Annotated in this window: 24 protein-coding genes; 12 read left to right on the top strand and 12 right to left on the bottom strand. The window is 40.8% G+C overall.

Going from position 1 to position 25,563, the window contains the following annotated elements; translation table 11 throughout:
* Positions 1-135: 135 nt before the first annotated feature.
* A complete protein-coding gene (locus PCIT_RS22645) occupies positions 136-1,392 on the bottom strand; it encodes an AAA family ATPase (RefSeq protein ID WP_010366130.1) in 1,257 nt (418 codons plus the stop codon).
* Between the two features lie 666 nt (positions 1,393-2,058).
* Here PCIT_RS22645 and PCIT_RS22650 point away from each other — a divergent pair.
* Positions 2,059-4,185 (top strand): S8 family serine peptidase, encoded by a 2,127-nt coding sequence (locus PCIT_RS22650; protein WP_010366128.1) that lies wholly within the window; start codon positions 2,059-2,061, stop codon positions 4,183-4,185.
* Between the two features lie 87 nt (positions 4,186-4,272).
* On the opposite strand, the gene PCIT_RS22655 is transcribed toward PCIT_RS22650, so the two are convergent.
* Positions 4,273-4,893 carry a hypothetical protein gene (locus PCIT_RS22655; RefSeq protein WP_010366126.1) on the bottom strand — a complete coding sequence of 207 codons (621 nt, stop codon included), beginning with the start codon at positions 4,891-4,893 and terminating at the stop codon, positions 4,273-4,275.
* Between the two features lie 513 nt (positions 4,894-5,406).
* Between PCIT_RS22655 and PCIT_RS22660 the strand changes: the two genes are divergently transcribed.
* Positions 5,407-5,820 (top strand): ACT domain-containing protein, encoded by a 414-nt coding sequence (locus PCIT_RS22660; protein WP_010366124.1) that lies wholly within the window; start codon positions 5,407-5,409, stop codon positions 5,818-5,820.
* 2 nt (positions 5,821-5,822) lie between these two features.
* Here the strand turns inward: PCIT_RS22660 and PCIT_RS22665 are convergent, their stop codons facing one another.
* Positions 5,823-6,494 (bottom strand): ArsR/SmtB family transcription factor, encoded by a 672-nt coding sequence (locus PCIT_RS22665; RefSeq protein ID WP_010366122.1) that lies wholly within the window; start codon positions 6,492-6,494, stop codon positions 5,823-5,825.
* A gap of 180 nt (positions 6,495-6,674) precedes the next feature.
* On the opposite strand from PCIT_RS22665, the gene PCIT_RS22670 reads away from it, so the two are divergent.
* The gene (locus PCIT_RS22670) at positions 6,675-7,319 is read left to right on the top strand and encodes a DUF6058 family natural product biosynthesis protein (protein WP_010366120.1); all 645 of its coding nucleotides are present in this window, start codon (positions 6,675-6,677) and stop codon (positions 7,317-7,319) included.
* A gap of 11 nt (positions 7,320-7,330) precedes the next feature.
* On the opposite strand, the gene PCIT_RS22675 is transcribed toward PCIT_RS22670, so the two are convergent.
* The gene (locus tag PCIT_RS22675) at positions 7,331-8,101 is read right to left on the bottom strand and encodes a class I SAM-dependent methyltransferase (protein WP_010366118.1); all 771 of its coding nucleotides are present in this window, start codon (positions 8,099-8,101) and stop codon (positions 7,331-7,333) included.
* 179 nt (positions 8,102-8,280) lie between these two features.
* Here PCIT_RS22675 and PCIT_RS22680 point away from each other — a divergent pair, with 179 nt between their 5' ends.
* Positions 8,281-8,505, top strand: a complete 225-nt coding sequence (locus PCIT_RS22680) for a DUF6500 family protein (RefSeq protein ID WP_010366116.1) — start codon at positions 8,281-8,283, stop codon at positions 8,503-8,505.
* Positions 8,506-8,597: 92 nt separating this feature from the next.
* On the opposite strand, the gene PCIT_RS22685 is transcribed toward PCIT_RS22680, so the two are convergent.
* Positions 8,598-9,476, bottom strand: coding sequence for a LysR family transcriptional regulator (locus tag PCIT_RS22685; protein WP_010366112.1), 879 nt, complete (start codon positions 9,474-9,476; stop codon positions 8,598-8,600).
* A 139-nt stretch (positions 9,477-9,615) separates the two neighbouring features.
* Here PCIT_RS22685 and PCIT_RS22690 point away from each other — a divergent pair, with 139 nt between their 5' ends.
* Positions 9,616-10,269, top strand: a complete 654-nt coding sequence (locus PCIT_RS22690) for an FMN-dependent NADH-azoreductase (protein ID WP_010366110.1) — start codon at positions 9,616-9,618, stop codon at positions 10,267-10,269.
* Between the two features lie 69 nt (positions 10,270-10,338).
* On the opposite strand, the gene PCIT_RS22695 is transcribed toward PCIT_RS22690, so the two are convergent.
* Complete coding sequence (locus tag PCIT_RS22695) at positions 10,339-11,535, bottom strand: cellulase family glycosylhydrolase (RefSeq protein WP_010366108.1); 1,197 nt, start codon at positions 11,533-11,535, stop codon at positions 10,339-10,341.
* Positions 11,536-12,159: 624 nt separating this feature from the next.
* Here PCIT_RS22695 and PCIT_RS22700 point away from each other — a divergent pair.
* The 3 genes from PCIT_RS22700 (at position 12,160) to PCIT_RS22710 (ending at position 15,726) form a co-directional block, all read left to right on the top strand.
* A complete protein-coding gene (locus PCIT_RS22700; RefSeq protein ID WP_010366106.1) occupies positions 12,160-14,496 on the top strand; it encodes a TonB-dependent receptor in 2,337 nt (778 codons plus the stop codon).
* Between the two features lie 157 nt (positions 14,497-14,653).
* Positions 14,654-15,004: a VOC family protein gene (locus PCIT_RS22705; RefSeq protein WP_010366104.1), complete on the top strand. Its 351-nt coding sequence runs from the start codon at positions 14,654-14,656 to the stop codon at positions 15,002-15,004.
* Between the two features lie 53 nt (positions 15,005-15,057).
* A complete protein-coding gene (locus PCIT_RS22710) occupies positions 15,058-15,726 on the top strand; it encodes a hypothetical protein (RefSeq protein ID WP_010366102.1) in 669 nt (222 codons plus the stop codon).
* Positions 15,727-15,765: 39 nt separating this feature from the next.
* On the opposite strand, the gene PCIT_RS22715 is transcribed toward PCIT_RS22710, so the two are convergent.
* Positions 15,766-16,494, bottom strand: coding sequence for an oxygen-binding di-iron domain-containing protein (locus PCIT_RS22715; protein WP_010366100.1), 729 nt, complete (start codon positions 16,492-16,494; stop codon positions 15,766-15,768).
* Complete coding sequence (locus tag PCIT_RS22720; RefSeq protein ID WP_010366098.1) at positions 16,491-17,108, bottom strand: hypothetical protein; 618 nt, start codon at positions 17,106-17,108, stop codon at positions 16,491-16,493. The genes PCIT_RS22715 and PCIT_RS22720 overlap by 4 nt, the downstream gene beginning before the upstream one ends.
* Positions 17,109-17,322: 214 nt before the next feature.
* On the opposite strand from PCIT_RS22720, the gene PCIT_RS22725 reads away from it, so the two are divergent.
* Complete coding sequence (locus PCIT_RS22725; protein ID WP_010366096.1) at positions 17,323-20,247, top strand: sensor domain-containing protein; 2,925 nt, start codon at positions 17,323-17,325, stop codon at positions 20,245-20,247.
* 55 nt (positions 20,248-20,302) lie between these two features.
* On the opposite strand, the gene PCIT_RS22730 is transcribed toward PCIT_RS22725, so the two are convergent.
* Entirely contained in the window at positions 20,303-20,677 is a 375-nt protein-coding gene (locus tag PCIT_RS22730; RefSeq protein ID WP_010366094.1) for a VOC family protein, read from the bottom strand.
* Positions 20,678-20,903: 226 nt separating this feature from the next.
* On the opposite strand from PCIT_RS22730, the gene efpL reads away from it, so the two are divergent.
* The 3 genes from efpL to PCIT_RS22745 all read left to right on the top strand — a co-directional run bounded on the left by efpL (position 20,904) and on the right by PCIT_RS22745 (position 22,619).
* Positions 20,904-21,476, top strand: coding sequence for an elongation factor P-like protein EfpL (gene efpL / locus PCIT_RS22735; protein ID WP_010366092.1), 573 nt, complete (start codon positions 20,904-20,906; stop codon positions 21,474-21,476).
* Between the two features lie 148 nt (positions 21,477-21,624).
* Positions 21,625-22,350, top strand: coding sequence for a thioesterase II family protein (locus tag PCIT_RS22740; protein ID WP_010366090.1), 726 nt, complete (start codon positions 21,625-21,627; stop codon positions 22,348-22,350).
* 95 nt (positions 22,351-22,445) lie between these two features.
* Complete coding sequence (locus PCIT_RS22745; protein ID WP_157592836.1) at positions 22,446-22,619, top strand: hypothetical protein; 174 nt, start codon at positions 22,446-22,448, stop codon at positions 22,617-22,619.
* Positions 22,620-22,727: 108 nt separating this feature from the next.
* Here the strand turns inward: PCIT_RS22745 and PCIT_RS22750 are convergent, their stop codons facing one another.
* Genes PCIT_RS22750 through PCIT_RS22760 form a run of 3 tightly spaced genes read right to left on the bottom strand, consistent with a single transcriptional unit; the run spans position 22,728 to position 25,503 of the window.
* Positions 22,728-23,522, bottom strand: a complete 795-nt coding sequence (locus PCIT_RS22750) for a heme ABC transporter ATP-binding protein (protein WP_010366089.1) — start codon at positions 23,520-23,522, stop codon at positions 22,728-22,730.
* A 2-nt stretch (positions 23,523-23,524) separates the two neighbouring features.
* Complete coding sequence (locus PCIT_RS22755) at positions 23,525-24,580, bottom strand: FecCD family ABC transporter permease (protein ID WP_010366086.1); 1,056 nt, start codon at positions 24,578-24,580, stop codon at positions 23,525-23,527.
* A complete protein-coding gene (locus PCIT_RS22760; RefSeq protein WP_010366085.1) occupies positions 24,580-25,503 on the bottom strand; it encodes a heme/hemin ABC transporter substrate-binding protein in 924 nt (307 codons plus the stop codon). Before PCIT_RS22760 ends, PCIT_RS22755 begins: the two co-directional genes overlap by 1 nt.
* Between the last annotated feature and the right edge of the window lie 60 nt (positions 25,504-25,563).

Consider the following 25,563-nt stretch of genomic DNA (forward strand, 5'->3'; position numbering starts at 1 on the left):
TGAATGGAGAGTAAACATGCGCAGGCAAAAATTTTGGTTATGTGACTGCGCATACCATTTGCTTCAACGAAAAGATATTTTTTTATCGTTCTTTATATCGGCTCAGATCCGGCTCACTTGTGTTATTTAGCTTTTTTATACCGGGTTTGTCATACCTCGAGGTTGATAGTTTCTAATGCCTTCCCATATTAAAGGGTGAGAGAAGCTGTAATGATCCGATTTACGTACCACTAAACCACTGCATAACATTTTTTGCGTTAAGCACAGCGGTGAGCGAGTGTGTTTTTTTTGTGTAAATTGACTTAATTGGCTGGCATTAAAATGAAACCCTTGCAACGCTGAAAACTGGAACAACTCTGTGAGTTCAGCTGGCATATTGGTCAGTGTATTGTCTATCAATAGCTGTAAATCTAGTGGAGTACATTGCTGTGCATTGGACGAAAGAAGCAGCTGCTGTAAAAAGGCGGGGTTGCCGGCAGCACGCTCTATGGCCATTTTTAATTTGTTTTGATATTTGGCTATAGGCAGCCCTTTTTTGGCAAGGCAGTGCTTTGCTAAGCGGGTCTGTGCATCTTGGTTGAGTTGCTGTAAGGGCATGGTGTGCGCAAGTGATAGCCATTCTGGTACTGAAGTAAATAAACCTTGCGGCTGGGCCAGGATAATAAATAAAATCGGCTGCGGGTATTCTACTTCAGTAAATAAGCGCAGAAATTGCAGTTGGGTCTGGGTTAAATGCTGTGCATCATCTATGGTGACTAATGTAATACGCTTGTGCGCAGCATAACGCATTAAATCGTCAGCAATGAGTCTATCAATTTTCGTGATTTGATGCGGTGTTTGTTGTGATAGGGTATTGAGTTGATTTTTATTCAAATCAAACGCTAACAACTGTAGCATGCGCATATAGCCCAGAGATGTTCTGGAAACCAAGTTTACTTTTTCTTTAACTGCTGCGTCAGTGGCCGTATGATCAATGTGCAGTAGTTGTTTGATAAAATTAATAATCGAAAACTTAAGCGCACGGATGACAGAAGAACCTTGTTGGCTAAAGGCTAAATCAAAATGTCCCGCAGCTCTAATGCACTGAGCAAAGTGACTCAATAGATGGGTTTTTCCACAGCCAGTTATACCGTAAATGTAAATTGTTTTAGAGTGGTTTTTCCTGCTCACGTAGCTTAATAAGGAGTGCAGTTGGTGCAGTTCCCAATCTCTGCCTAAACAAGGTTCTAAAGATTTACTGATTAAATGATTATATAACCAAGTTGGGGTAGGAGAATTCGGCAGTAATACGTCAATACTGACTTGAAAGAAACGCGCAAAAATCGACAGTGTACGATAGAGTATTTTCTCTCCGGCTTCGGCTCTTTTTATTGATGAAACCGAAATAAACAATCTTTTATCGGTACATTCTTTAGCTAGCTGCTCTTGACTTAAGGCTTTTTTTTCTCAGCAATTGCAGCGCATGCGCATTAATATTAATACGCCCATTCGTGAACTTATCCATTAAGCTATTCCTTATAACTTTTTTATCTGCTTATTAAAATGGCTGTATTGAAGTTATCAATGATGCCAACAAAATGAAATTATAAGTTTACTTTTTTGTTAAGTTTTTGGTATTACAGAGCATTACATAATTCGACATATCTTTTTTTACGTAATAAACCATATTAAAAAAGCTGATAAGAATGATGGGCGCGATTCTTTTACAAATAAGCTCAGTTAAATACTTCGTAATTTTAATATGTTTAGTGGTTGGTTTTGTATAGGGTTGAGAAATTATTGCCGCATATTTTCGCCAAACTCAGTTCATTATTACTGCATTTTTACTAATAGCTTATTCTAACTATGAAGCGAGGTTTTTAATTTCTATTAAAGAAACTTATGTAGGACCTTTACAGTAATTCTTGGTGGTTTTGAATAAAGTAACGAGGGATTTACTGTTATTTTTTCGCTTAGTGTTATTTTTGAGTATTTATTGGGTTTTATTTTATTAGCGAATGTTCTGGCCCAAGAAACTTTGCGATAAAACAATAATTTAAATATGACGAAGGAAGTCTGATGAGAAATAAACTCGCCCTTTTAACGTGTGCAGTATCGGCTGCTCTTGTATTTCAAGCCAACGCGACGACAGACCGCGACTATGATAATCGATGGATTGATTTAAAGTACGATCCATTAGTGCAATATCAATGGAACTTGTTAAATAATGGTACTCGAGCAGGGACGGTTGCTGGTGTTGACTTGAATTTATGGCAAACCCATATTTGGGGCCATTTAGGTCAAGATGTTAAAGTTGCAGTTATTGATAGCGGGGTTGAATTATCTCACCCTGATTTAGCTGACAATGTGATCATTGACCCCAATACCAATGAAGATGTATCTGGGTCTCATGGCACTATGGTAGGCGGCATTATTGCGGCTGTTATGAATGATATAGGGGCTCGAGGCGTTGCACCAAGTGCGAAAATTATTTCATATTCAAATTTTGGCGGTGCAGTAGATAGCCACGCCCAGTGGAAGGTTAGTCATGGTGATGATGGTGATATCAACACACACACTATTACAGATGAAATTCGAGTATTTAACCAAAGTTACGGTGTAAGTCAGGCAATCAGTATTCCCTATGAATACGCTCAAACAATATCGACTGCTGCTGGTGAGCAAGTACTACTGATCGATCAAGCTGATCGCATGCGTGTTTTAGAGCAAGTTTCTACCAGTAATGTTTTAGATCCACGAGAAGCCACATTTGTTAAATCTGCAGGGAATGGTTATACCGGATCTCGTGTACATGCCTTCGGTGATAACGGGCTTATTTTTAAAGGGCATAGCAATCCGGGCAATAATAACTTTGGTTTACCGTGGCATAACTCCAATGTTGATTTTGAACAAGCTAACTACTGGAATCTGACGGTAAGTGCACTTAATGCAGATGGTCAGCTTTCTTCGTACTCTTCAGTAGGCAGTAATGTGTTTTTGACTGCACCAGGTGGAAATGATCAAGGGACACCAGGGCATGTTACGCCCACGTTAACTTGTGAGTTACTTGAGCTTAGAGGGGAGTTAGACACAAATACCTTTAATCGCATCGCATGTGCAAACATTGATGCGATTGATACGTTATACGTCATATCAGAAAAATACCGAGCACTTTACGGTAAAGACTTTATGTTGTTAGCGCATTTGCAGGAAAGTGATACTCAGGTTTCAGTGCAAGATAAGCAAGCAATTTCAGCGTCTTTTGGTGCCAATACGAACGACCTAGCTTACTTAGTCTTTTTGCAAATTCGTAACCCAACAATTTCTATTGTGGGCTATATGGCAAGTCGTGCTGAGTATAGTTATAGCATGAATGGCACATCGTCAGCGGCGCCGAATACATCGGGTGCTATTGCGCTTATGCTTTCTGCTGCAAAGCAGCAAAATCATGACTTATCTGCCCGAGATATTCGCCATTTACTTGCAAGAACAGCGACTAAGATAGACCCAAATTATCAAGATATTTTAATCGGTGATGTTGTAGGGTTAGAAGGCTGGTCACAAAATAATGCGCAAGAAAGCGTGAGTTATTCTCCTTATTATGGGTTCGGTTTAGTTGATGTAGATAAAGCTGTGGAGCTTATTCGTCGTCACGCAATCACAGATTTACCGTCTGAATTAATCATGACGCCTTGGCATGGTATCGATAGTCAAAAAAATATTGCTATTTCAGATGATGCGCAGACGGTGACAGACACGGTATCAATTGATGAGGATCTATTTGTTGAAGCGGTTCAAGTGCGTCTAGATATTGACCACACGCGAATTTCAGATTTGAAGATTGAGCTTGAATCACCCAGTGGGACTCGCAGTATCTTAATGTCACCATATAATAATTTAGTTGGTCGAGCTATTTCCAAATATCAAGGTATTGATGTAACAAAAGATGCCTTATATAACGGGTACAATGATCACTTGATGCTAAGTTATAAGTTCTGGAATGAAAAATCTAACGCCATGAATGGTGAGTGGAAGCTTCATATTACAGATATCAGTAACGCAGATCGTAATTTCATTTTGAACCAAACTAATGGTCCTACAGTGACAATTAACAATGAAAATAATGCCGATGCTGGCACATTGAAAGGGTGGTCGTTACGTGTAATTGGTCATAAAGAAAAGGTAACAAAAAAGAAATCTCAGTAAACGACTTTTTGGGTAATACCTGAAAAGAGATAAATATCTATTATGGGTCAACCAAAGACGTTGGCCCATTTTCGTTCAGTTATAAGCTTATTCCTGACTTTCAATTTTAAAGGTGTAACCTTCTTCAGCATTGCCATTCAATGAAATGGTTGCCTTGCTGACACCTTCCAGATCTTGTTCAAAAAAGCTATTGGTATTCAGTACCGCTGAATTTAATAACTGACTTTCTTCAATTTCTGAAGCCACACCCCAATATAATTTAGGCTTAAGTACAAAAGTCGCTTTTTGACCAAAACCGACAATTTTCTTTTCCATCATTAACTTGCCGTCTTTATACAGCTGAGCACAGATCCCATTAGGCACCTGTACATCATTGTTAACATCAATTGCTTTTGTATCTGAAGCATTGCCATTGGCTGCAAGCACTACACCTGTATCATCTTTAATTACCGTATAACGTTTCCCAATAACTGAATTAAGCACTTTGGTTTGATTTTGACCACCCTGCCAAGTTGCACCCACACTGGTTTCAATTGGGAAAGAAAAAGTACTAGAAGATGCGCGATCAATATCTGGGATCACTCGCCAGGCGACACCTTCTTTTAACGCATCAAAGGTAGGCGTTTCGTTTTTAGTAAAGACAAAGATTTTTGGTAAATCTTTGTTCATTGATTTATTGATATAAGTAATTTCAATATTTGAAGACATTATATTTATCCCGATAAATAGGTTATTTAAAAATAGTTAGTGCAGTAGGTTTCGATAGTATTAATATTGATTTATGGCTGTTTTTCATCGTAAAGGTGTCCCCTTCGTTGGCATCACTCCTTGTAATAATAAAGTTTATATAACTGGTATCCTCAGAGAACATTATTCTAGGGCTATATAGTGTGGCTTGCTATTACAGGCGATTACAGTGTAGGGTTCATGAGCCAAAGATGAGGCTGGTTAGCGTGCTGCTATTTACCATTATATGATGTGTGATTTAAGGTGAGTGTTTGATATAGTCATTAAATCAGAATAAAAATGTGTTTAGCCCGAAGTGAGGACGACCTCACCGCTCTATTTGTTCAGGGGACGACCCCAATATTGAATAGAGTGTTAATGTTGCTTGCATGATAGTTTTTTCATACCTTCATTACCTCTCTATTGTTGGATCTTTTAACGGCCTATGGTTTTAAGACCGTCTTAATATAAATAATAAACCTTTGAGGATAAATAATGTCTGGTGAAACTGATTTAGCGAAATTAATTGCCACAATGGAGCCTGAGTTAGCGAATGAGCGCTATATATTTGCGACTTTAGAAAATTGGGATTATACACTTTTGGCCCAGTTAACACCGGTGAGCACTTTTCAAGAAAAAGAGGGCTTAACGGTGGTATTAACACAGGCAAAAGCCGATGAGTTTGGCATCGCATATACGGGGGTTTTTAACTGTATTACCTTGATGGTGCATTCAAGTCTCGATGCGGTTGGGTTAACAGCGGCTGTGTCAGCAAAGCTCACGCAAGTGAATGTCAGTGCTAATGTGATTGCGGCGTATTATCATGACCATGTGTTCATCAATGAGCATGATGGCGAAAAAGCGTTAATGGCTTTACAGGCATTGGTGCAAGAAGGCATTGCAAAGTGATGTTATACAATGGCATAGCAGTTAAAAAAAGCTCGCTTGCCCCGAGGGCTAAAATGAATGGCTCGGGTAACGAGGTCGCGCTCAGCCCACCCTTTGTGTAGTGCGTCATTGAGTATCCACTGGCCAAGTGTGCCAGCTAAGTGACTACGCCGTTCACTCCAATCAAGACAAGGCCTGCAGACAGGCCTTGTGGTGGCTTTTATGGTGGTAAAATCCGCGCCTAAAGTGATAAAAAAGCGTTCGCCGGCCGGCGACAAAGTACAGTGATCGACCTTATCAATAATGATCTCTTGCTTTAACAATGCAGCATATAGTGCCACCGCAATTTCTCCTGCCATATGGTCATAACACACGCGTGACACTTTTAAACTGGGGTCGTTTGGCCCTGTTTTTATACTGGTAATGTTGTGGTTTAATACCATTAAGTTTTCTAGCAGTCGCGCAATATGTTCCCCTGCAAGTTGAAAATACTTATGCCTACCTTGTTTGCGTACCACTAATAGCTCTTTTTCTAGTAGCTTAGCGAGGTGATTGCTGGCTGTTTGTGCGGTTATATCAGCTTCTAGGGCAAGCTCTGTAGCGGTGAGTGCTTTGCCGCTAAGTAATGCTGTAAGCATTTTTGCTCGCGAGGGGTCGGCTATCATGGCTGCTAAAGAGGCGATATCGGGTTCCATTGTTAACTCATGGTTATGTTTTTCAGTACCTTAACTAAATACTCACTTAAATCATAGTGCTATTTTAACCCTTGATACAGCGCAATAAAATTGTAGCCGATGCTTCGATGAGCAACGAAGTATACTGTTTATGTTAAGTGTACTGTGCATGCATACTTTGTTATGTATACAGGAGCGAGTATGGAAAATACTGTTGAAGAAATTGTGGCGCTGGGGAGGTATTTACAAAGGAACTTTTTATCTCAAGCACAGCTGATTGCCCAAGCGAATATATCAGAGGCTGCCTTCTATAAGCTACTGGAACAAGGTGCGATCCCTAAACCTTCATATCAATTGGGTTTTTCGTTAAGCTGCCACTCTTACTTTGGTGAGCATACGGTACCAAATACACAATGCACCTATTATGCGCAGGGTTGTGTACAGTGGATCACTGATGTCCGAGCGCTCTCAAATGAACAAACGATTTACGCGCATTTTAAGGGATGCTTTTTGCGTGAGTATGAGGCGCTAAAAATACAGGGATATGTGCGCAATGATGCAGCTAAAAGCATGATGCTAGATAGTTATATTAACGAGCAGTTTCATTATTTTATAGCGGGAACGTATGGCGTGTGCACGCGCACTGGACGGGTCGCTGAAATTGTTAAAAAAGAAGTGGCGATTAAGACCATACAGCACTTATCAGGCATTGATAAGTTAACCGAGGGTGAGATGACAACACTGCAACGTGCGATTGATTTACTGGATGAAGCTAGTGCTTACTTTGCGCCACATGAATATGCAGCAAGCTCAAGATCGAAATATATTGATGCGTTACGGAGTTGAACTGACGCTGCCTATACCTTGAATATATTTTTAACGTTATGTAAAAAGTTTGGAGCGATAGTCGAGAGAGTATTACTCTGATTGATGTTGTGTAGGCTTAGGTTGAACGTTGACGATTTATGTGCACGAATAATAATATTCTTATAATTGTAAAACTCAATGATATCAATGGTGCGAAAGTGTGGGCGAATGAGCTTGAGTAACATGATCAATGCATGCTCAGAGTAAGCGTTGAAATTAAAGAGTATTTGTCCATCAGGGTCGAGTATTTGGGTGATCTTTTCCCAAAGTGATGCTTGCTGTAAGAAATCATTCTCATACTGTGTGTGCACAATGTCTAATACAATCACATTGAACTGTGCCTGTGTGGTGTTGATATAATGCTGTGCACATTCAGTGTGTAAGCTTTTGGCGCTGAAATTAAAGTGCTTCTTGGCACAATGGCTTACTGTGTCACTCAATTCAACGGTGACGCAATCTTGTATAGTTACTTGTTGTTTATCATGCAAATATTGCAGCCCCCGCTCAATGGCGGCAGTCCCTAAGCCTAAATTTAGCAAACGGAAACTAGACTGCTCAGTCAATAAAAAGAGCATTAATGCTTGGCTTATGGGTGACACAACTTGCTCGGGGCGCACTAAAGACATCACGCCTTGAATAATTTTGTCTGAAAAGGTTAGCCATCGATAGTTGCTGTTTTCGTATACAAATACAGTGTCAGAGGGGGTGGTTATTTCGTCTAGTAAATACTTGGCGTGAGTATCTTGTTCTAAATGATGCATGATTAGCTGGGCAGTAAAAGTGTCTATGTTCAGTATAAAAGTATTTGGACTGTTTTAACACTACGAGTATTAAGGAAGCAGAGGGAAACCTCCAATTATTCAACCTGATAATCAAAACTAACAGTGTTAAAATGTCAGTTACTAATCAATGAATAAACGATATAAGGAAGTCGCCTAGTATGCGTGCGGTATTACGAGAAAAAATTATTCAAGTGTGTCATAAAAAAATAGCACAGAAAGGCGACGGAGTTGGTGTATCTTTTTATGCTTTTTTTGCCAATAAGAACGACGATCCTGACTCTTTAATGGAAGCGGCTACTTGGTGGATCCAAACTCATCAGCTTGACCATTTTGAAAAAGCTAAACGCATTATCGCGTTAGTAAATTCAGAAAATGCCCAGTGAGATGAGTGCTGTTATATTGGCTGATTAAACTCAGCCTCAAAGTACCAGTCTAAATTTTGCAATGGTTTTGCTGAGCTGGTGTGATGCTACGCTCACGACGTGGCCTCAGGTTGCATCTCATTTTTCATCCATTCACTAAAATAGCGTGCAGCATGATTATTGTGTGCGTGGCGTGATAGTCGCAAAGAGTAACTATACCCTGCGACTTTGGGTAAATTCTCCATCGGGAGTAACCAGTTTTGATGTACGGTGGTGCTGCTGAAAATGTTACTCAATAGCCCGATACCTTGTCCTGCCAGTGTGGCCTGTAATACATAATGCTCTTGAGTAAAGCTGGTGATCTTAAAATCATTTTTATCAAAGTGAGCTTGCCACTGCAGATTGGCAAGGCCTGGGGTCTCTTGCCACTGTGTTACAAACAATGTTGGTTTTGTTTGCGAACGGTTATTTACAGCATTGGCTGCGCAATAGGCTTGTAAATATTCAGTGGCTAAGTAGACCTCGTCATTTTTAGCACTGGAGCGATTGCCATAACGAATAGCAACGTCGATTTGTCGTGTGTGGGTAATATCAATAAGTTGATCATTGGCACAGATCTCTATCTGAATATTAGGGTGCTTTTGATAAAACTCAGGTAAGCGCGGGGCTAACCACAATGTGGCAAACGATGTACAACACGATACCCTAATGAGGTTGTTAGGTGTGGCTAATTCGCAAATTGTAGTGTGCAACTGTGCAAAAATGTTGAGCGCGGTTGTGGCTAACTTTTCTCCTTCTTCAGTTAACGTGATAGCCCTTATCTTTCTTTCAAATAATGTAACACCAAGGTGCGCTTCGAGGCTTTTTATTTGGTGTGAAATTGCGGTTGGGGTGACATTTAAAGCTTCCGCTGCGAGTTTGAAACTTTTGTATTTCGCTGCTGCTGCAAACGCTTTTAAGTTATTTAAAGAAGGGAGCTGCCCAAATTGCATGATTGTATACACCTGCGGTGAATGAATTTATAAGTAAGTATATCTCATCTATAGGTTGGCTTTTCTCGTTTGTGAAAAAAACCAATTAGAGAAACAATACAAGCAAGTTCACCAAGTAGATTACTACGGAGATAATATAATGACATGCATTTTAAAAATAGACAGTAGTGTAAGGGCATATACGAGTGACACCGCGAAACACCAATCAGTTTCACGTAAATTGGCACATGATTTTACGACTAAATACCTAGAGAGAAATCCTGATAGTATTATTATTAATAGAGATTTATCATTAACCCCACCTCCATTTATTGATCAACAATGGGTGGCCGCAAGCTTTGCCAAAAAAGACAATACCGAGGTTGATCGCAGATCATTAAAGGTTTCAGACACTTTGATAGCAGAAGTAATAAAAGCAGACATTATTGTGATGTCTGCGCCTATGTATAATTATGGTATGCCGGCAGTGCTTAAAGCCTGGTTTGACCAAGTAATACGGGTGAATAAAACGTTTTCATTTGATGCCAGCTTAGGTGATAACGCACTGCAACCTTTGCTATCAGGTAAGACCATGGTATTACTTACTTCATGCGGCGAGCATAGCTTTTCAGCAGGACAAGCTCGCGCGCATATGAACCACTTAGGTCCACATATAAAAATGTTAAGCCGCTATTTGGGGGTAGAGGATTTTTACGAAGTAGGATCTGAATATCAAGAATTTACAGATGAACGTCACACAAACTCTGTGCAAGGTGCACAACAAAAAATAGCGAGTCTTGTAGCAAAATTATAGGATAGAGCATCGTTTTAATTTTTAAAAGCCAATACGGGCGCAGTGTGGTAGCCCATATTGGCAGTGCGGTTATCGACCTAATAATATTTGATTTTTGAGCCACATACCGGCTTCTTTAAGCTGGCTATCAGTAAAGTTACTAGTGCGGCAGGCACCTTGCTTCCAGACTGCGCCGCTGCGAATATCATCTGAATAGTTCCAGTTCGTCCAGCTAATTTTTTTCCGTTTCATTAAATCAATATAGGCTTGTGTACTGATAAAGTCATTTTCACCATCGCCAGTGTATTTCTGAGAGCCCCATTCAGTGACAAAGACAGGCAGTGCATCTGAGGCGTTATCGAGTCTTGTGCGATAAAACTCTAAATGAGAAGCGGCGTAAAAATGAAATGTGTACATGATATTGTCAAAGGGAACTGGGTTATCAATGACCTCTTGGAGCGTTCCTCCATCTGACGCACCAAACGTCGCCCACCCATGCGTACCAACCAGTACTATTGCGTCGTTTTTAATGGCGCGGATCACCGGAATAACTTCAGATGCATAGTCACGAATACCTTGCCAAGCAACATTATTGGGTTCATTCGCAATATCATATAATACATTGTCACGGTGCTTATTGCTGGTAACGATATCGGTAAAAAATTGCTTAGCTAGTGCTAGATTGTAGTTAGGGTCGCCGGGATTTAACTGATGCCAATCTACTAAAGCATACATGCCCCTGTCACTTGCCATTGCAATAAGAGTATTCACTTGTGCAGTAAAACCAACCGGATCTGTTTCGTAGCCACCTTCTTGAACGTAGAGACTGATCCTAAAGATATCAGCTTGCCAATCATAGGCTAGTACATCTAAAGACTGGTTTGTGAGGCAGTTGTCTAGCCCATACCACTGGAGACCATGGCTGCTCATTCCACGCAGTTGAATGGGTTGATTGTTTTTGTTGCATAGTTTGGTGCCGCATACGGCGAGCTTTCCATGTTTATCATATGCTCCTTGTTTTGGGAGTGTTGGGTCTGAGCAGGTGCCTTGATATTGCCAAGACTGGTTTGAACCGGGTATGGCTTTGGTCCACCAATTGGCTTTATAGAGTTTATTTTGGTAGTGCATCAAGTCCCCAGTGTTGGCATGATCAAATTGCCCTGACCAGTTTTTTGCTGTCCAATTTGGGTATTCGTTGACTGTACTACAATCTGCCGAATAAGCCGCTTTGTTACTAATGAGACATGCGAGTGCACATGCTCCGATAGTGAGTTTTATTAAATTCATAGTATGACCTTTTTACATGTTGTGAGTTATTACTGTATTTGCTGGTCATATAATAGCCAGATAGACTTTGGTCTATGTGTGTTTATAAACACAAGCCATATTGAGAATGCGTCACTCTTTATGAGATTGTTAAGTTAACTGACTGTGCGTTGCAGGTATAAAAAGCAAGCATGTGTCGGCGTGGCTTCCTTTAGCCTCATGCGAATTTTTAGGGGCTATGCTATTACAGGTAGTTTTACTTATGTAGAAAAATCATGCAAAAAAAAGGCCATCAAAGTATGGCCCAACAATATATAACAAAATATATAATACTAGACAGACTAGTCGTTAGGGGGACGCTAGCTCCTTGCATCACAAATAGTGTCGTCTTTTAATGTGACAAGAGTGTGGCAGTGGTTCGTACTTACTCAATTTATTTATACGCTTAATTTTGTCTTAGCACAGGGTTGCTTGGCACTTCATTTTATATCCTATGATAACTTTCGCCGTTCATGTGGCACTGTCTTATTAGTTTCAATTTTTATTAATTGAACGTTCAAATAACTTGTTCCTATTTGTAATGTAACGTCTCCATACTGCTTCGCGTGTTAAACCTTAACCCTTAAATGAAGAAGTTGGGAAATCATGAAAAATACGCTCTCGCTCAATCTTATTACCGCTGCACTTTTGGCAAGCTTTACAACCAGTGTTTCAGCTAACAACACACAATCAGATGAGGACACAATGGAAGAAGTGGCTGTTGTTGCGCAAAGTGTGTCGTTTGCAAACAATGCTACCAGCCAAGAAATGTCGAAACAACAAGCTGCCATGACTAGTGCGTTGGCTATTATTGATAACTTACCCGGTGTACTGATTAATGAAGGGGATACATTCGGTTCAGATGATTGGTCTACGACCGTATCAATCCGAGGTTTTCAATTAAGCTTAGATGAACAGCAAATCGGTATTACAATTGATGGTATTGCTAATGGTAATTCAAATTATGGCGGGGGAGCAAAAGCCAACCGTTATATAGATACTGAAAACTTGGGCACAGTGCAGGTGTCTCAGGGTACAGCAGACATTGCATCGCGCTCTAATGAAGCGCTTGGTGGTACTCTTAATTTTACGACTTTAGATCCGACAGACCAAGCAGGGCTAACTTTGTCGATGACTAACGGTGATTTTGATGCGAAGAAATATTTTGCTCGTTATCAAACCGGAGAAATGCTCGATAATACCTATGCATGGGTGAGTGTTTCAAGTTCGAGCAACTCCGATTGGGTGCAGCAAGTTGGAAACAGTGAGCGAGACCATTTAGCAGCAAAACTAATGCATGTTAATGGCCCGCTTACTGTTAAGGCGTATGCATCATATGACGATGTAACAGAAGCTAACTATCAACGCATAAGTGCAGAACAGTTTGCCATTGACCCAACTTGGGATAGGTTAACAGACCAAATAACAGGTATACCATATGTCGATCAGGTGTTTCGTAATGGCTGGCAAACACATCGCGAAAATACTTTCGGGTATGTGCAAGCGACTTATAAGGCACGCAACTGGGAGCTATCAGGGAATGTGTATTACCATCACAACGAAGGCCGTGGTGATTGGATCCCCCCTTATTTAGAAGATATTTCAGCAGATGGATTTAACCAACCTCATAGCGAGATCACCACAAATACCTCGTACACTGGTGGCAGCTCAAATGGACGTATTTACTTTGTTGACAATGAAGGCCGTCAACTGAATGTAATGGAGGGTTGTGCCTCAAGTATTACTTTCCCTTATGGCGGTGCAGGTGCGGAGTTTGACCCTAAATGTTACGCTGCAGGGGCCATTCCGGTGGGTTCTTACCGTCATACGCATTATGGCAAAGACCGTTTAGGCTTTAATGCCGACTTTACTTATTATGGCAAAATTGCGGATATGGACAATACCGTTCGCGCCGGTATTTGGTATGAAGATTATCAACGTGAAGAATGGCGTGATTGGCACAAAAGAATCGATGCCAGAGTGAGTGTTAATTTTGATAATACCCCATACTGGGTGCAATATAATCGCGAGTTTAATGTTGATACCACGATGCTGTACATTGAAAATGAGCTGGATTTTTCACTTGCGAGAGTACGTGTGGGAGCGAAAAAATTCTTAGTAGATTTAGAAGGCATTAATCAGTTTGATAATAGCAAGAACACGTCACTTACCTCTGATTCAGATACTTTACTATCAGCCGGTATTGTTGCACCGACAGCGATTGATGGCTTAGAGGTCTTTGCTGGATACGCTGAAAACTTTGCGGCAATTAAAGATACCGTGTTAGAGCGAGATTCGTCAGCACTGGACGAGATTGAACCTGAAACGGCTGAGAATATTGACTTAGGGTTACGTTATACATCTGAAAAATTAAATGCCAGTGTGACCTATTACGATGTTACCTTTGATAACCGACTTAACTTTATAGCACCAGATTCGCCAGATGGGATCAATTACTCTATTGGTAACAATGGCGCGTATGAAAATGTTGGTGGTATTGAATCTAACGGTATTGAGTTGTCAGCGACGTGGTATATTTCTAATGAATGGGGCATGTATACGTCTTATACGCATAACGATTCAACATACACTGGTGGGTTAAGTACGTTCCCTAAAGGCAATACGGTATTTGGCTCAGCTGAAAACTTAGCGGTAGTATCGTTTGATTGGCAAAAGGGGAATTACTTTGCAGGTCTTTCAACCAAGTGGGTCGGTGACCGTTGGATGGATGCGGCAAATACAAAACAGATTGATGCATATGTGGTGTCAGATTTTTATGCTGGCGTTGCGGTTGAAGCACCTATTTCGGGTGTAAAAGCGATGGAACTGCGCTTCACTGTCAATAACATCACTGATAAAAGCTACTTAGGTGGCGTTGCGAATCAATCAGCGTGGATCGGTGCTCCACGTACTGCTGCAATAAACTTTAAAGCAGAATTTTAAATGTAGTAAACACTCAATTTTAGCTTGACCATAAGGCACTGTTTCAGTGCCTTTTTATTTAAGCGACCCTTAGGTTTTGTAGCAATATAGGTAAAGCGTTGCTATATTTTTTACGGCACTTTATGCTGACAAGAGTACATACTAAGGAGCGTACGCTATGAGCCATCACCATATTAATTATATTGAGCTGGCAGCCCGAGATTTGGTTGCGACAGAAGCATTTTTTACTCAGGTGTTTAATTGGCAATTTACGCATTATGGGCCAGAATACAGTGCTTTTTCAGACTCAGGCCTCGCTGGTGGGTTTTACAAAGCAGACTTACATGCGCAAGCCAGTAAAGGCAGTGCGTTGGTGGTTATTTACAGTGACCATCTTGATGTAACTCAAACCGCTGTTGAGCAAGCGGGTGGCAAGATCAGTACGGCGATTTTTCATTTTCCCGGTGGACGGCGATTTCATTTTATAGAACCCAGTGGTAACGAACTGGCCGTGTGGTCACAGCAATAGCTTTCATATATACTTGCTATTAAGTAACCTATTTAGGAACGATTGATAACGGTATGATAAGACTCATAACCTGTGCAGTATTGGCGTTATTTATTTCTAATCATAGCATTGCCGGGCAAGTACATGCTGATTTACCAGCCAATATTGACCGCAATGCCAAGTATGTCTTTTACTCTCATGGATATATTGTGGAAGGGGATAACCCCAAACCGGTTGATACCCGTTTTGGTTGGGGCATGTATGACTTTCCAGCAATTAAGCAAGCATTAGCTGATAGCCACTATCACTTAATTGCTCAGCATAGAGCAAAAGATACCGACCCATTTGAGTATGCTTATACTTTAAATAAACAGGTTCGCACTTTAGTTGAGCAGGGGGTTAAGCCCAGCAATATTACCATTATGGGTTTTTCTCGCGGGGCGTTTATCACCGGTGTTACCTCTGACAAGCTTTCTGATTTAGGCGTTAATACCATTATTCTGGCGGGGTGCGGACGGTTAGTTTGGAAAAAACATACTGATGTGAAAGTATATGGTCATGTATTGTCTGTTTATGAAAAAACAGATAAATCAGGTAGCTGCGAAAAGCTGGCAAAAAAGAGTACTGAAACTCAGTCATTTCGTGAAATCGCCATTCATACAGGGTTGAGTCATGGCGCTTTTTATCGGCCTTTGGCGGCTTGGGTTGACCCAGTTAAAGCGTGGATCAAAGCCAAAAAATAGCAGCAGAAATATAACTGGGCGTATTCGTGGCTGTAGCTGCTAAGCTATACCCACATCTAATTTGGCAAACCATTCTAAAAACTCAGCAACCATTTCGCCTTTGAGAATACGGCCATGTTGCGGTGCCATCATGTCAATCTCAAGCTCTTTTACTCTTGCCACCCAGTTGTTTTTTGCCCGATTAGATGGCATCCAGCGCTTGTGAAAATACTCCATATATTTAATATGCTCGGCAAAATTGTCGACATACAATGGCACGTCACCGTGTTCTAGCGCTGCACCTATATCACCGCTCATCAATATCTTTGCCTGTGGATCGTACACATTGAAGTTGCCTGAAGAGTGTAAGTAATGCGCCGGTATGAACTTTAAAGTTGCGTGCCCTAGTCTGATTTCCCCCCCTTCATCTTTAATAGGCATGTATTGAATATTTTCCATTCCAAAATGCCGAATAAAGCCTTCCCATAACCAGGGGGCATAGAGCTTAGCATTGGGGACAGTTTTATCCCATAAACCTAAAGAGGAAATAATGTCAGGGTCTTGATGAGAAGCAAATAAGGTGGTGATATGGTCAATTGTCACATGATGTAAAATTCCCGCTAACATGGGTGAAAATAGCTCGATACCACCTGGGTCGAGAATGATTGCTTCCTCTGCACTTTTAATCAGATACTGATTGGTATCTATTATTTTTTCCGGCTTTTCGGGATCCCTTCCAAGTACGATCCATTGATGAGATTCACCGTGGTACAATTCAGTTGCTTTCATCGTAAACCTCCTCGCAACGCGCAGATTTCTTGTAGGTTCTCATTGACTGCGGCCTTAATTTTTCTGGCCGAGTCCGTAATAAAGTCAGAAACAGATTCTAAACTGTGGCTAAACTCCCCTGCATTTGACGCTTCAACTCTGCTTGTTACAGCAATGTACTCAGCACTGCGCATCTGCTTTTGAATATCTTCGAAATAGCTTTCAAGGGAAAAAATAGCTTGTTCTAGCGCTCGGGTTTTTTGTTTTAGATCAGCATAGCTTTGCTGTTGTAATTGAGAAATGCATGCGTGATTGGCTATATCATTTGCTTTGGTTAATTGAAATTGTAAGTCAGCACAGCGCACTACCGCGAGCGCTAAGCTGAAGAGTTGATTAGATAGCTGTGATATTTCAGCAGTGGTTTTGATTGTTTGCGTTGAGAACTCGTCAATAAAGTTGGTAATAGGTTTAAAACCAAAAGCGACATCTCCTGCTCGCAATGCAACCACTCTGGCATTTTTTGCCGTTAAAGACAGGTTTTTTGCTTGGTTTAAAATCATGTCTAAATTAGTAATGATGTTGGCAACGCGCACAAAGTTGTGAATTGCCATCGTGGCTTGGTCAGCGCTAATCATAGTCAGGCTCGTTTATTGCAGTTTTTACAGCATAGATAACTTTTATTTTATTTGCGAAATTTCTTACGTTAAAAGCATTATGCTAACTGGCTTTATCTTTTTGTAAACTTGATTAATTTTGTACTCTCACCAATAGTTTAAAGAATGGATTTAAGATTTTATGGTTGGGTTTGATAAGTAGGCCTAACTTTGGACCATATAAAGGTCATATTGAATGAAACGCCACTTATTTTGGGCTTTGGGTTATGTCGCCATTGCCTTGCTATTTATATCGTATATACCTACACAAAGAGCATGGACGGTGCTGTGGGGGGCAGATCTGTGGTTAATCACAGGCTTTATGACATTGTGCTATAAGAGCTGGTGGAAAACCACATTACTGACATTTGCTATCAGTATTAGCACATTTTTTATTTGGAACACTCTTAGTATAGAGGTGCTGTTTATTCTATTTTTGAATGTTGCTGAGGCTTATATTATAGCCTTTTTCTTTAAGCAGCATTTCAACTTTGAGCGCATGGTAGTACAGCCGATTTACTTGGTTAAATGCCTCCTTTTATTTGTGTTTCTGCCTTCACTCTTGTTGGGCGTCGCGGGGGCTCAGCTGGTCACTATGGTGTCGTCTTTGAGTTTTAAACTGGTTATAGAAGGCTGGTTTGAAGGGTCATTGATCACCCTGCTCACAGGGTTACCTGTGGTGTTATTATGTACACAAAGCGGTAAGCTAAAAGTAACCAATACCTATCAGTTTCAAGATTTAGTATGGGGTGGTGGTATTGGCGTATTTGCATTGTGTTCTATTTATTTTTCTTGGTTTACCTTTTCGGCATTAGCGGCAATTTCATTGGCACTGTGCGCTGTATTAAGAGGGTTTAAACCCCTCAGTTTAGCAGGTTTTATCTTAGCGATTGGTGTGGCTGTGTTATCAGGTGCAGAGGGGTCCTTTGCGGAGCAGGATGTGCAAACTAAGCTGACGATATTATTTGTTATGATCGCTGGATATTGCAACGCACTTATTATTTGTATGTATGAACTAGCGGGTAAGCGCTCGCAAGTACAAATGCAGCAGGTTGATAATAATTACAAACATACCTTTGAACTGAGCCCAATTATGTTGACCACGCTCGATGAGCAGGGGCGAATTTTACACATCAGTGATGGGCTAACAAAGTGCTTAGGTTATCAACGTGAACAACTGTTGAATAAGCCGATCACCAATTATATGACAGAGCACTCAGCAAGTTTAATTCACCAGATGGGCTTATCTGGTGATACACGGTTTACCATTGAATCAATCGTGCTACTGACGAAGAATTTAAGGCAGGTGACGTGCTTACTCCAAGCTGATGTATTTAATAAAAGTAAAGCAGGGGACCATACCTTGTGTTTTTTTCAAGATATTTCGGAACGGCAAAAATTATCAGAAGCGTTATCGAAAGAGAAAGAGCTGCTTGAAGTGACATTAAGCTCCATTGGCGACGGAGTGATTTGTACTGATGTTGAGAGTAACATCACTTATATGAATCCCGTGGCTGAGGCTATTTTGGCGAGGTTGACCAATGAAGTTATTGGGCTGCCATTTCAAGATGTCATGCCGTTATTTAATGAGGATACTTTACAGCCAATCGAGAATTTGACTGATTACTGCATGGGGAATCATCAAACATTAGGGTTACCAGAGCTAACTTGCGTGAAAAACCATTTAGGACTTACCTTTGCGATTCAAGACTCTATTTCCCCCATATATGGTAAAAATGGTCAAATAATGGGCTCAGTAATGGTATTTCAAGATGTGACTGAGTCTAGAATGATGTCTCGTAAAATGAACCATTTGGCCCACCATGACGCCTTAACAGGGCTGCCAAATCGTTTATTGTTGCAAGATAGATTGATTCAGGCATGTAAGCGAGCGCGTCGTTGCAAGCACCAGTTTGCCTTGGTATTCATTGATCTTGATAAGTTTAAAAAGATAAACGATTCATTAGGTCATGATTATGGTGACTTGTTATTGAAACAAGTAGCTGAACGCTTAGCAGGGTGTGTGCGAGCCTGCGATACAGTGTCACGGATGGGCGGTGATGAGTTCGTCTTATTACTCGATGCCATAGAAGATAAACGTCATGTGCGTAAAGTTATAAAAAAAGTATTACAAAGTACGACTGGTGAATATGAACTCAAGGGCATTCAACTCGAAGTTTCATTGAGTGCTGGCATCGCCATATACCCTGATGACGGTGACAATGCTGAAACATTGATGAAACACGCTGATACAGCCATGTACCGAGCAAAAAAAGTAGCAAAAACCGACTTTCAGTTTTATAGCGCACGGTTAGATCATGAAGCTGAGCTGCGTGTAGAGATAGAAAGTGCCATTCATAAAGGCATTGAACATGACGAATTTCTGCCTTATTACCAACCGATTGTAAATGCGCAGAGTTTTGAACTGGAGAAATTGGAGATGCTGGCAAGGTGGCAACAAAAAGATCAACTAGTCACACCCGCACATTTTATTTCTATAGCAGAAGACGCGAACAGTATTACACGATTAAGTCAGCAATTATTGAATAAAGCATTGCCTCAGTTTGCCAGATGGCTTTTGGTAAAACCTGATTTGATAATGAGCATCAATATATCGGTTTTGCAATTGAGTGAAGCTAACTTTGTTAATAGTTTTATAGAGTTAGTTGGTGATTTTGGCATACCGACCATCAATATAGAAATAGAAGTGACGGAGTCTTCATTGGTATCAAATATAGAGTCGATGCAAAAAACGTTGCTTCTATTACAAGAAATGGGGTTTGCGATCGCCATTGATGACTTTGGTACTGGTTTCTCAAGTTTGAACTATTTAAAGCATTTGGCATTTGACACTATCAAAGTGGATCAATCCTTTGTTGATGATATTAGCGGTGGTAAAAGCAATGGCGATTTAGCTGTTGTGATTGTCAATATGGCGCAAAGTCTGAACGTAAATTGTGTGGCAGAAGGCGTTGAAAATGCAATGCAGGCTAAAGTCCTTGCAGCCTGTGGTTGTCAGCAGTTACAAGGTTACTTTTTTTCACAACCGATTGACGCTCAAGCTGTGACGCTTTTAATAGAGCAAGGTAAGGTCATAAGCACTGCTGCAAGCACTAAGTAGTGTTTCTATTACTAATACGTATCGTTAAAGTGCGACTCACCTATTTGTTATATGTTTACTGTTGAGAAATAGCTTGTGCTACACGCCACAATACACCACTTGGATCATATAAACAGAACTCACGTACCCCCCAAGGTTGGGTGGTTATGTCGGTCACTTTACAGCTAAAATCATGCTCCAGCTCTAGTGCCAGTATGTGCTGATACCAAGCATTGAGGTCAGGGACATGTAAATGCATCATGTAGTTTTCACAATGTTTGGGTTCATAAAAGTCTTGTAATAAAAAAGAATAAGATTGATAACGAAAGGCGGCAATACCAGAATGCTCTGAAACCAATTCAAACCCGAGTGCTTGATAGTATTTTATAGATGACGAAAAGCATTTTGCAGGTACAAATGGCTGTATAGCTATCACATTTAAATTACTCATAAGATACGAGCCTAGATCATGGTGTATTTAGTATAAGGACGCGTGGCGTTGTGAAAAATTCAAACGTTTAAGCACGATGGGGTTTAATGTGTCCTTCTTAATTTAAGTTTAGTTCTGAGTAGTTTAAACTGCGGTTTCATTTTAAAGACGACGTTTCTAGTTAAGATACTTGGCTAGCGCATCACTTCGTGATAGTTTTTCGCAAAAATAAATAAAGAGATAGACCATGCCAAAGGCCAGTGAAATAAAAAAACATGCAGCGGTTGAATACAATAATCGCGTGATGATTGTTAGAGATATTGAACGTTCGGTACCGCAAGGACGTTCAGGTGGTAGTTTATACCGCATGCGTATGTACGATGTGGTAAATGGCGGTAAAGTTGACGAGACATTCAAAGCCGATGAAATGTTAACGCTCGCTGATTTGATTCGTCGCCCGGTTGTGTTTTCATACATTGATGGTGATGAATATGTATTTATGGATGAAGAAGATTACACACCGTATAACTTAAATAAATCGTCAATTGAAGAGCAGGTGTTATTTGTAAGTGAAGATACCAAAGGTTTACTTGCTGTAATCGTAGAGGGTAGCCCAGTTTCAATCGATTTACCGTCAAGTGTTGAGCTTGTCATTGAAGAGACAGCCCCTTCAATTAAAGGTGCGTCAGCAAGCGCCCGTACAAAACCAGCCACCTTGTCTACAGGTCTAACAGTACAAGTACCAGAGCACATTTCTACTGGAGACAGAATCAAAATCAACACCGATGAGAAAAAGTTCATGGGTCGTGCGGATAATTAATCGTTAGCGAACTAAAAGCAAGCTGCATATTAAGCAGCTTGTATATTCAAGAGAAGTTCATTATTGGCCAACATAACTCAGGTTTATATAACTCTGTTATAGTTTTTTATTATTTGAGGCCAGTATAAGATTTAGAAGGAGTTGTGGTGTGAGTAAATGGCTGAGTGTGAGTAATGAACACGCTAAAAAAACACTGATCTGTTTTCCTTATGCAGGCGGTGGGACAAACATTTATTCAGGCTGGAAAACGCGTTTGCCTGATGATGTTCGACTGGTTATGGTAGAGCCACCCGGAAGAGGTCGTCACTTTGGTGAACCTGCCATTGATGATATGAACAAATTGGTGAGCGAATTACAACAGTATGTAGACCCTTACATGCAAGGTGAGTATGTTTTATACGGACATAGTTTAGGCAGTCGAGTTGCTTTTGAAGTGTTACGTCAAGCATTAGAGCGAGGCTTACCTTGTGCCAAGCATTTCTTTGCATCAGGCAGTGCCAGCCCGACTTACTGTGGTCTAAAAAAGCCACTTTATGATTTACCGTCGGTGGATTTTCGTGCGGAATTAGCTGAGCTAAACGGCACACCAAAAGAGATATTGGCCCATGATGAGCTTATGGACTTGTTTGAACCCATGCTTAGAGCTGATTTTAAATTGGCAGATACGTACAGGTATGACCTGCCACTCACGTTCCCATGTAATGTGAGCGTGTTTGCAGGTAAAGATGATACTATTTTGGAAGAACATGCGCGCCATTGGTTAAGCTTTTTTGAATCGGGTGATTTTACTTGGTTTGAAGGTGGGCATTTCTTTATTAACGACTGCACCACCGAAATTGTTGACAAAGTAAGCACAAGGTTAGCGCTGATATAGGCCTATGCATTCGTGTGTTTATTGAGCTTTTTTATTGACTTGCCACTGATGTTTGCTAACGTTGTTTTGACTAAAAAACAAACGAAAGGACAGTCATGAAACTTAAGTTAGCACTCAAAAAGAAACAGTTAAAAGCGTTGTCAGATAATAATTCTGTTGCCTTAAAGCAAACCATACATGTTGCGGGTGGAAAAATGGATCCTCCTTCTTTTGCGTGTGATACCGGTTATTTTATATGTGGCGGTGACTCTATTATCAAAGTTAATTAGCCCGAGAATACCGTGTTACAGTAAACACATATTCATATTTAAAAAGCAGCATTTTATAATGCTGCTTTTTGTTGCCTAGCGTTATGAGTAAGCCTTAGGCAGCTTGAACTATTGTATCGCGCTATGTGCAATATTAAGACTCGGTAAGTGATCTGCTTGTTGCGATAGCTGCGCATCGATCTGATATGTTTTTTGTAGCTGTGCACGGTTTAGTATGTCTGCTGGTTTACCCATTGCGACGACTTTGCCCTTTTCGAGCATAGTAATTTCGTCGGCAAAGCTCGCTGCTAGTGCTAAATCATGTACCACTGCAATCACAGCTGCGCCTTGATCCGCAATGTCGCGTGCTAATTTCATAACTTGATATTGATGGTATAAATCAAGGCTAGCAGTGGGTTCATCTATCAGTAAATAGCAAGGTTTCTTTTGTGCCAGTGCTGGCAATAATTGACATAGCACTCGGGCAAACTGAACGCGCTGTTTTTCTCCTCCAGACAATAATGTAAATGACTTATTGGCAAGTTTGGTCACGTTTAATGTATCAAGTGCTTGCTTTGAGTATGACAGTAATTGCTCATAAGGTACGTGTTCGTTATGAACAAAGTGCGACATATCGACAATCTCTTGTACTGTAAAAGGAAAGTCACAGTCATAGTTTTGCGTAAGTACTGCGCGACACTGGGCAAGTTCTGTCGGCTGGTAGTCATTCATGCATTTGCTCTGGTAGGTAATGTTACCCGAATACAAGGGTACATCGGCACATAGTGCTTTTAGTAAAGTAGACTTACCTGCACCATTTGGCCCAATCACCACATGTAATTGCCCGCATTCAACTGTGAGCTCCGTCTCATTAAGCAATGTATTACTACCAACTTTCACACAGATGTTTTTTGCTTGTAACATTTTTAAAAGCCTCGAGATTGATATGTTTTAAGTAACATAACTAAAAAGAATGGCCCGCCGATGGCGCTGGTGATTAACCCAATGGGCAGTTCTGAGGGGAGAATTAATGTGCGGGCAAGGATGTCTGCAAGGCTTAATAGAATCGCGCCACCGAGTATCGATGCTGGCATTAGGTAGCGATGATCTGGGCCCATTAATAAACGCATGATATGCGGTACAATAAACCCAACGAAGCCAATCATACCGGTAAGTGAAACTGATGCCCCAATACAGAGCGCGGTATAAATGAAAGCCTGCTTTTTTAAGGCAGTGACGTTAACGCCTAGATGCCTGGCCTGTTGTTCACCCAGCAAATAAATATTCAGTGGTTTCGCCATTTTGAAAAAGAAAAGGCAACATACACTGATTACCACAAGCGAAGGGATGATCATTTTAAAGTTATTTCCCGCGAGAGAGCCCATTCCCCAAAACGTTAGATCACGTAACTCGGCATCACTACTAATGAGCGTTAATATACCGATAAATGCACTTACGATGGCATTGATGGCAATGCCCGCAAGTAATAAACTAATAATTGTAAATTGATTCCCTTGGCTAGACAGTTTATAAATCAGGGTACAAATGACTAAACAGCCTAAAAAAGCCCCTATTGGCACAGCGTAAATACCATAAGACTCACTGAAGGTACTGAGTAAGCTATTGCCCAGTACAATGGTGGCGATTGCCCCCAATGCTGCGCCGCTGGTTATACCGATTAACCCGGGGTCCGCGAGTGGGTTTCGAAATATGGCTTGCATTGCAGCCCCACTTGCCGCGAGTCCTGCGCCGACGGCCATGGTAAGTACCAGCCGAGGTAAGCGAATTTCCCAGATGACAGCATTCTGTAGTGAATTAGCCTCTTTATAGCTTAGAATATCGACCAATTGACTTAAGCTGATATCTACACCGCCAATTGCTAAGGAAATTAACCCGATCATGAAACACACTATAAGCAAACCGCTAACTAACATGCGCTTAGCAGATCCAACAGGTATAAATGACTGGCTAAGAGCAAGCATTATAACGCCTTTTTATCTGATGTTTGTGCCGCCCGCAAACGATAACTTTTAGGGTAGGAAACACCTGAATGAATGGCTTTTGCAAGTTCGGTGACAGCTTGCGGAGTTCTTGGGCTCATACCCAGTAAGTAGGAACCATTAAAGGTGAGCACCTTGTTATTTTTAACCGCGTTAGAGTATTTAAAATGCGGTATCTTCGCGACATCAAGGCTTTGGCTTTTACCGTGACGACCCATAGTAATAATAACGTCTGGATTAGTTGCTATTGCAGCCTCGGTTGAAAGGGGTTTCCACCCTGAAAAATGGGCGCTTGCAACATTATGACCACCTGCTGCTTTAATAACATCGTGTGCCGATGTGTCACTGCCTGCAACCAGAGGTTGTCCTGCTTTTAAGCTTAATACAAACAATACATTCGGCTTTGTTGTTGCCTGAGATAAAATGTGCGCCAATGCTTTGCGATCGGTTTGGATATAGGCGTTTAAGTCTCGCCCTTTTTGCTCGACATTAAGTAACTTAGCAACTTTAGAAATCTTCTTCTCAATAGCAAAAAAATGATCATTTTCTGAAAATATGTGTGTATTCAGGCCGATATTCTTGAGTTGTTGTATTACTTTATCTGGACCTGAGTCCGCTTCTCCTAACAATAAGTCTGGGTTTAAAGACAATACGCCTTCTACATTAATATTACGTACATAGCCGACTTGGGCTTTTTCAGTAGCTTGTGCCGGAAATACACTGGTGCTATCAACCCCAACGATCCGGCTTTGCTCGCCTAAGGCGTAAATGATTTCAGTGATTGACCCACCAGACACAACAATCCGCTCATAATTTGATTTCGCGTTAGCCGATGGGTTGAGTAAAAATACACATAGTAAAGAGATAGATAAAACAAAATGACTAGACCAAGGTTTAACTTTCATAACAATTCCAAAGTTGCTATTATAATAATGAGAATAATAACAGTTATCATTATTAGTAAT

The sequence above is a fragment of the Pseudoalteromonas citrea genome (assembly GCF_000238375.3).
Taxonomy (GTDB): Bacteria; Pseudomonadota; Gammaproteobacteria; order Enterobacterales; family Alteromonadaceae; genus Pseudoalteromonas; species Pseudoalteromonas citrea.

Bases quoted from the DNA above. Each gene is read 5' to 3' on its own strand.
- PCIT_RS22715 (WP_010366100.1), bottom strand. From the start codon at position 16,494: ATGAAAGCAACTGAATTGTACCACGGTGAATCTCATCAATGGATCGTA.
- PCIT_RS22650 (WP_010366128.1), top strand. From the start codon at position 2,059: ATGAGAAATAAACTCGCCCTTTTAACGTGTGCAGTATCGGCTGCTCTT.
- PCIT_RS22660 (WP_010366124.1), top strand. From the start codon at position 5,407: ATGTCTGGTGAAACTGATTTAGCGAAATTAATTGCCACAATGGAGCCT.
- PCIT_RS22695 (WP_010366108.1), bottom strand. From the start codon at position 11,535: ATGAATTTAATAAAACTCACTATCGGAGCATGTGCACTCGCATGTCTC.
- PCIT_RS22680 (WP_010366116.1), top strand. From the start codon at position 8,281: ATGCGTGCGGTATTACGAGAAAAAATTATTCAAGTGTGTCATAAAAAA.
- PCIT_RS22690 (WP_010366110.1), top strand. From the start codon at position 9,616: ATGACATGCATTTTAAAAATAGACAGTAGTGTAAGGGCATATACGAGT.
- PCIT_RS22710 (WP_010366102.1), top strand. From the start codon at position 15,058: ATGATAAGACTCATAACCTGTGCAGTATTGGCGTTATTTATTTCTAAT.
- PCIT_RS22720 (WP_010366098.1), bottom strand. From the start codon at position 17,108: ATGATTAGCGCTGACCAAGCCACGATGGCAATTCACAACTTTGTGCGC.
- PCIT_RS22705 (WP_010366104.1), top strand. From the start codon at position 14,654: ATGAGCCATCACCATATTAATTATATTGAGCTGGCAGCCCGAGATTTG.
- PCIT_RS22670 (WP_010366120.1), top strand. From the start codon at position 6,675: ATGGAAAATACTGTTGAAGAAATTGTGGCGCTGGGGAGGTATTTACAA.
- efpL (WP_010366092.1), top strand. From the start codon at position 20,904: ATGCCAAAGGCCAGTGAAATAAAAAAACATGCAGCGGTTGAATACAAT.
- PCIT_RS22675 (WP_010366118.1), bottom strand. From the start codon at position 8,101: ATGCATCATTTAGAACAAGATACTCACGCCAAGTATTTACTAGACGAA.
- PCIT_RS22730 (WP_010366094.1), bottom strand. From the start codon at position 20,677: ATGAGTAATTTAAATGTGATAGCTATACAGCCATTTGTACCTGCAAAA.
- PCIT_RS22750 (WP_010366089.1), bottom strand. From the start codon at position 23,522: ATGTTACAAGCAAAAAACATCTGTGTGAAAGTTGGTAGTAATACATTG.
- PCIT_RS22700 (WP_010366106.1), top strand. From the start codon at position 12,160: ATGAAAAATACGCTCTCGCTCAATCTTATTACCGCTGCACTTTTGGCA.
- PCIT_RS22760 (WP_010366085.1), bottom strand. From the start codon at position 25,503: ATGAAAGTTAAACCTTGGTCTAGTCATTTTGTTTTATCTATCTCTTTA.
- PCIT_RS22725 (WP_010366096.1), top strand. From the start codon at position 17,323: ATGAAACGCCACTTATTTTGGGCTTTGGGTTATGTCGCCATTGCCTTG.
- PCIT_RS22745 (WP_157592836.1), top strand. From the start codon at position 22,446: ATGAAACTTAAGTTAGCACTCAAAAAGAAACAGTTAAAAGCGTTGTCA.
- PCIT_RS22665 (WP_010366122.1), bottom strand. From the start codon at position 6,494: ATGGAACCCGATATCGCCTCTTTAGCAGCCATGATAGCCGACCCCTCG.
- PCIT_RS22755 (WP_010366086.1), bottom strand. From the start codon at position 24,580: ATGCTTGCTCTTAGCCAGTCATTTATACCTGTTGGATCTGCTAAGCGC.
- PCIT_RS22655 (WP_010366126.1), bottom strand. From the start codon at position 4,893: ATGTCTTCAAATATTGAAATTACTTATATCAATAAATCAATGAACAAA.
- PCIT_RS22685 (WP_010366112.1), bottom strand. From the start codon at position 9,476: ATGCAATTTGGGCAGCTCCCTTCTTTAAATAACTTAAAAGCGTTTGCA.